Source organism: Variovorax sp. 3319, assembly GCF_031456585.1.
Classification (GTDB): domain Bacteria; phylum Pseudomonadota; class Gammaproteobacteria; order Burkholderiales; family Burkholderiaceae_C; genus Variovorax; species Variovorax paradoxus_P.
This window is the reverse complement of record NZ_JAVDUZ010000009.1, coordinates 85,985-90,510: the sequence shown is the minus strand read 5'-3', so window position 1 is coordinate 90,510 and position 4,526 is coordinate 85,985. Positions and strand designations below refer to the sequence as shown.

Genomic DNA, 4,526 nt, shown 5'->3' with positions numbered 1-4,526 from the left:
GCGGGTCAACCGGCGGCAGGTTCGGTGGCCGGGTTCTGTTGCTGCTGCGCCATCCATTCGCGCAGCGAGCGTGGCCGCATGTCGGTCCACGTTTCTTCGACGAAGGCCAGCACGGTCTTCTTGTCGCCCTTGACGCCGTCGACCGCGGTCCACCCCTTTGGCACGGCCTTCCAGTAGGGCCAGATGGAATACTGGTCTTCGTGGTTGACCAGAACGATGAAGGTCTCGTCTTCGCGATCGAAGCAGCTCGTCGACATGGATGCGTCCTTATGCGGTTGAACAGGTTGCGGCGATCAGGCGGCCCGGCGGGCCATCTGTTCGCTCCTCTGTTCAACAAGACGTTTCAGGACGCGATCTGTTCAGTCCTCTGACGCAGGAGTAGAAGCGGGCGGCACAAGGCCCGCCAGCAACCACAGGCGGGCTGCCTTGTCGTAGGCCTTGCGGTGAAGCGGGTCGGCAAGAAGCCAGGCTGTCATCTCGCTGCGTGCGGCCTCATCGAAGCTCTCGCGGTCGTACTCGCGCTGAACCCATCGCCATGCGGCGCTCCAGATGGGGTCGTCCTGTTCTTGTGTCATGTGCGTGAAGGATACCAATCCTGCACCCTTCAGGCCTGGATTGCGGCAGGCTCAATCGTCGTCGAGCAGCCGTCCGCATTCCTTGATGGCTTGCGCCGCCTCGGCGATCAGCCCGTTCACCAGCCCGAGTGCGCAGCCCAGGCGCAATGCGATCTCGCGCTGCGTGAGTCCTTCGAGGCGATAGAGCTCGAACACCAGGCGCGTGCGCGCAGGCAGCGCCGCCAGCGCCTTGTCGATGGCGTGGATCGCCTGGCGCTCGCGCATCAGCCGGTCGGGCGAAGGCGGGCCCGCTACATCGAGCGCTTCGACATCGACGTCGAAGGTGCGGTAGTTGGCTTCGACGGTATGCCGCCGGCAGCAGTCGAGCGCCACGTTGCGCACCACCTGGCAGCAATAGCCGATCGGCCGGTCGGCCTTGCGCACGCAGGGGCCGTCGGCGATCTTCAGGTAGGCGTCCTGCAGCACGTCGTCGGCGAGTTCCGCGGTGCGCACGATCCGCCGTGCCACGCGCAAGAGCTGCGGGCGGTTGGCAATGAAGACTTCGGCGAGCGTGGGCTCGGAAAGAGGCAACGCCATGTCGATGGGCTCTCTCATCATGCGAGGCGCAGCGCGAACTGCGCAAAAGAACGTTGACGAGGTCGAAGACACATGAACATGAGGGAGGTACTCCTGAAGTGCTCAATACAAATGAGAATTATTACTACTTGTGGATACAAAAAAGCCCCATTTCCCGATCCCTTCATGCTCCATACCCACTAGACGTGCGAGCGCACCAAAGCGAGACAGCCGCGCGCAGGGTTTAGCGCAACCAAACGTTAGCCGATGGTGGGCCGCCCGCATGACAGCAGGATGATCGCGCGTGGCCGGCAACTAGAATTCCGGCCCTTTCCCCGATCCCTGCCTCATGAACATCGTCGTCAACGAAGAACTCAAAGCCTATATAGATCCATTGACTCCGGAGGAGCACGAGGCGCTGGAGCGCAGCATCCTTGCCGAGGGCTGCCGCGATGCGCTGGTGCTGTGGGGCGACGTGCTGGTAGACGGACACAACCGCTACGGCATTTGCCAGAAGCACGGCCTGCCTTTTCAAACGGTGCAGAACACGCGCTTCAAGACGATAGAGGACGTGCACCTCTGGATGATCGACCAGCACCTGGGCCGGCGCAGCATTTCGGACTTTCTTCGCGGCGTGCTGGCACTGCGCAAGAAAGACATCGTCGACGAGCGCCGCGCGCGCGCAATGGCCGACACGGCACCTTCGAGCGACGACGACACGCCCTTCGATGCCGACCCGCCCGCGGCCGATCAGCCTGCGAACAACGCCCCTGCCCTGCCCCCGCCCGCACCGCTGAGCAGCCGCGAAGCCATTGCACGCGCCGCGCGGCTCAGCAGCAACCAGGTGGTGATGATCGAGAAGATCCAGAAGCAGGCCGCGCCTGAACTGGTCGCGGCCGTGAAGTCGGGCGTGATTTCCATCAACACTGCCGCGGCAGTGGCCAGCCTGCCCGCTGAAGAGCAGGTTTCGGCGGCGAACGCCGGCAAGGACGAACTCAAGCAGGCCGCCAAGCGGGTTCGCGAAGCCAAGCGCAAGCCGCGTGAAGAAGCGGCCGAGGCTGCTGAATCGGCCGACTCGAATACGGCCGATCAGCCGCCAAAGGCCGACGCACTTGCAGTGCTTGAGCAGCGCGTGGCCGAACTCACGGCCGAGAACGACGCCCTGCGGAAGCAAGTCGCCGAGCTGCAGGCGCAACTGGCGAACTGATCGGGGCGCGGCGCCCCGGCCGCCTACAACCGGATCTCGCTGATCTTCGCGCCCGACACAGACACGCCGGCCTCGAGCCCCACATTGGTCAGCACAAAGCCGACCACGGGCTGGCGCAGCGTGTTGGTGTCGATGCTGCCATTGGCACCGAAGGTTGCCGCAGCCACGGTGGCATCGGCACCGGCTGTCCAACCCTTGCTGTTGCGGAACTTGTCGAGTGCGGCCTGCGTGGTGAACACGTAGATCACCGCCTTCGACTGCGCGCCGGCCTGGAAGCCGATCGAGCCCGCGGTGGTGCTGTAGTAGGCCTGCGTGCGCCCGTTCACGCGCAATGCGCCGCGGCCATACTCGGCGCCCACGCCCATGCTGGCACCGACCACGGCCGGAAACACCAGCACGCCGGTCGACGAGGCGACCAGTTCGCGCGAGCCCCTGGCGGAGCCGTACAGCTTGGACAACGCAGCATCGACCTGCGCATCGATCGAAGCGCGGGACGATGCGCTGCTTGCCTGGTCCTGTGGCCTTGTGGTCGTGCAGCCCACGGCCGCTATGCCGCCGACGGCAACCGCACATGCGAGCGCAAGGCTTCGCAGTTGAATGGATTTCATGGTGCTCTCCTTTTGTAGGTAGCTTCAGAAAAAGCCGGAGTGCCTCAGTGATGGTGCGCCCGGCTGCGTATTCGATCCATGCTAGTTGCGCAAAATTCCGCAGAAGCGAGATTGCGAAAACGGCCTACGCAAAGTCGGGCAACCGGTGAACCGCGGGCGTGCGAAGGCGATGCGCCGCTTTTGCCTGCGGTGGCATACTGAACGCGCAATGAAACACCCGCGAGATGCCACCTCCGCGCCGTTCGGCAAACGGCGGAGTTCTCGTGGAATTTCTCGGCACGCTCGCTGGAAAGAAGCCCTTCTCTTCATCGGCTCCATGCTCGTTGCCGCCTTTCCTGCCGCAGCGCAGGGAACAGGCCCGAAGGAATGCCGCACAGCACGCAGTGCAGACCTTCCCCGGCTCGATCGCATGCATGTGCGCGATGAGTTCCGCATCTTCTACACGCTGGATGGAGACCACGCATTGCCCGACGCCCGCGATGCCAATCGCAACGGCGTGCCCGACAAGGTCGAGGACGTGGCCACGCAGCTGGTGGTGGGGCGGCGCATCTTCACCGAGGTGATGGGCCTCACGCATCCGATGCGCCAGGCGCGCAATTCGCGCACTGCATCGATCGACGTCTTCCTGTTCAAGATGGAAAAAGGCAACGGCCGCTCCTATGACGAAGCGACGAACTACCGCCTTGCCGCGGATGAGCCCCAAGGGCATTGCGCGTTGCGCATCGACCTGCTGAACAGCCACTCGAACCAGAACGTGTCTCCTGCCCACGAACTCTTTCACCAATACCAGTACGGCTACACGATGTTCAAGGCGCGCTGGCTGCTGGAGGGCACCGCGCGCTGGGCTGAATACGCCTTGCGCCCGGGCGTGGGCGCTGAGCGGCCCCTGCCCGGCACCTTGCCGGCGCTGCAGGCGCAGGTGTTCTCCGAAAGCTACGCGGCCAGCGCGATGTGGAACCGCCTTGCAACACTGCTGGACCCCGAGGGCCGGCTCGAGTTGCCGCCCGATCTGATGCGGATCACCTATGTAGACGGAAGCCCGGTGGTGCACGGCAACCAACTGCGCGGCGCGGCCCTGATGAAGGCTCTGTTCGAGGCGCTCGGCGCGCTGGACCATCAGGTGTCCGCGCGAAATGGCTGGGCCACGTTCGGCTGGAAGGAAGAAGACCAGCGCTCGCCGGCACACGACGCGGAGATTTTTCGCGAAGTATTGAAAGTAGTGCGAGCGCTGGCAAAGCGCTCGGGCGCTACTGCCACTGCAGAGATGGAAGCCTTCCTGGCGCTGCAGGCCGCCCTGCACTGATGGGCAGGGCCACCGGCGCCGTCGCCGCTAGGCCGCGAACCCGTACGCCGCGGCCTTGCGAATCGCAAAGTCGACGATGTCCTTGCGATAGGTTTCCTCGGGTCTTCGCCCCGCGGCCGCGCGGCTGACGAAGTCCGCAAGAAAGTCTTGCGCCCACTCTTCGTAGAGCCTGTAGCGGCCGCGGCTGTCGCCGGGGTATTGCCGGGAGGCAAGCGCTTCCGCGATGTCGACCAAGGGGACGATCACATCGAGTTCATGTCGTTCGCGCATGCGTTGTT

The 4,526-nt window shown here is 64.3% G+C and carries 7 protein-coding genes; 2 read left to right on the top strand and 5 right to left on the bottom strand.

Going from position 1 to position 4,526, the window contains the following annotated elements; translation table 11 throughout:
- Positions 1-5: 5 nt before the first annotated feature.
- From J2X67_RS18625 to J2X67_RS18615, 3 genes are all read right to left on the bottom strand, one after another.
- Positions 6-257, bottom strand: coding sequence for an MbtH family NRPS accessory protein (locus tag J2X67_RS18625; protein ID WP_309955164.1), 252 nt, complete (start codon positions 255-257; stop codon positions 6-8).
- Between the two features lie 102 nt (positions 258-359).
- Positions 360-575: a DUF4880 domain-containing protein gene (locus tag J2X67_RS18620; RefSeq protein WP_309955162.1), complete on the bottom strand. Its 216-nt coding sequence runs from the start codon at positions 573-575 to the stop codon at positions 360-362.
- A 51-nt stretch (positions 576-626) separates the two neighbouring features.
- Positions 627-1,151: a sigma-70 family RNA polymerase sigma factor gene (locus J2X67_RS18615; RefSeq protein WP_309955160.1), complete on the bottom strand. Its 525-nt coding sequence runs from the start codon at positions 1,149-1,151 to the stop codon at positions 627-629.
- 328 nt (positions 1,152-1,479) lie between these two features.
- Here J2X67_RS18615 and J2X67_RS18610 point away from each other — a divergent pair, with 328 nt between their 5' ends.
- Positions 1,480-2,337, top strand: a complete 858-nt coding sequence (locus J2X67_RS18610; protein WP_309955158.1) for a plasmid replication/partition related protein — start codon at positions 1,480-1,482, stop codon at positions 2,335-2,337.
- 23 nt (positions 2,338-2,360) lie between these two features.
- On the opposite strand, the gene J2X67_RS18605 is transcribed toward J2X67_RS18610, so the two are convergent.
- Positions 2,361-2,945 (bottom strand): YSC84-related protein, encoded by a 585-nt coding sequence (locus J2X67_RS18605; protein ID WP_309955156.1) that lies wholly within the window; start codon positions 2,943-2,945, stop codon positions 2,361-2,363.
- Positions 2,946-3,261: 316 nt separating this feature from the next.
- Here J2X67_RS18605 and J2X67_RS18600 point away from each other — a divergent pair, with 316 nt between their 5' ends.
- Positions 3,262-4,248 carry a hypothetical protein gene (locus J2X67_RS18600; RefSeq protein WP_309955154.1) on the top strand — a complete coding sequence of 329 codons (987 nt, stop codon included), beginning with the start codon at positions 3,262-3,264 and terminating at the stop codon, positions 4,246-4,248.
- Positions 4,249-4,275: 27 nt separating this feature from the next.
- Here J2X67_RS18600 and J2X67_RS18595 read toward each other — a convergent pair whose 3' ends face one another.
- Positions 4,276-4,518 carry a hypothetical protein gene (locus tag J2X67_RS18595; protein ID WP_309955152.1) on the bottom strand — a complete coding sequence of 81 codons (243 nt, stop codon included), beginning with the start codon at positions 4,516-4,518 and terminating at the stop codon, positions 4,276-4,278.
- Between the last annotated feature and the right edge of the window lie 8 nt (positions 4,519-4,526).

Bases quoted from the DNA above. Each gene is read 5' to 3' on its own strand.
- J2X67_RS18625 (WP_309955164.1), bottom strand. From the start codon at position 257: ATGTCGACGAGCTGCTTCGATCGCGAAGACGAGACCTTCATCGTTCTG.
- J2X67_RS18620 (WP_309955162.1), bottom strand. From the start codon at position 575: ATGACACAAGAACAGGACGACCCCATCTGGAGCGCCGCATGGCGATGG.
- J2X67_RS18615 (WP_309955160.1), bottom strand. From the start codon at position 1,151: ATGGCGTTGCCTCTTTCCGAGCCCACGCTCGCCGAAGTCTTCATTGCC.
- J2X67_RS18610 (WP_309955158.1), top strand. From the start codon at position 1,480: ATGAACATCGTCGTCAACGAAGAACTCAAAGCCTATATAGATCCATTG.
- J2X67_RS18605 (WP_309955156.1), bottom strand. From the start codon at position 2,945: ATGAAATCCATTCAACTGCGAAGCCTTGCGCTCGCATGTGCGGTTGCC.
- J2X67_RS18600 (WP_309955154.1), top strand. From the start codon at position 3,262: ATGCTCGTTGCCGCCTTTCCTGCCGCAGCGCAGGGAACAGGCCCGAAG.
- J2X67_RS18595 (WP_309955152.1), bottom strand. From the start codon at position 4,518: ATGCGCGAACGACATGAACTCGATGTGATCGTCCCCTTGGTCGACATC.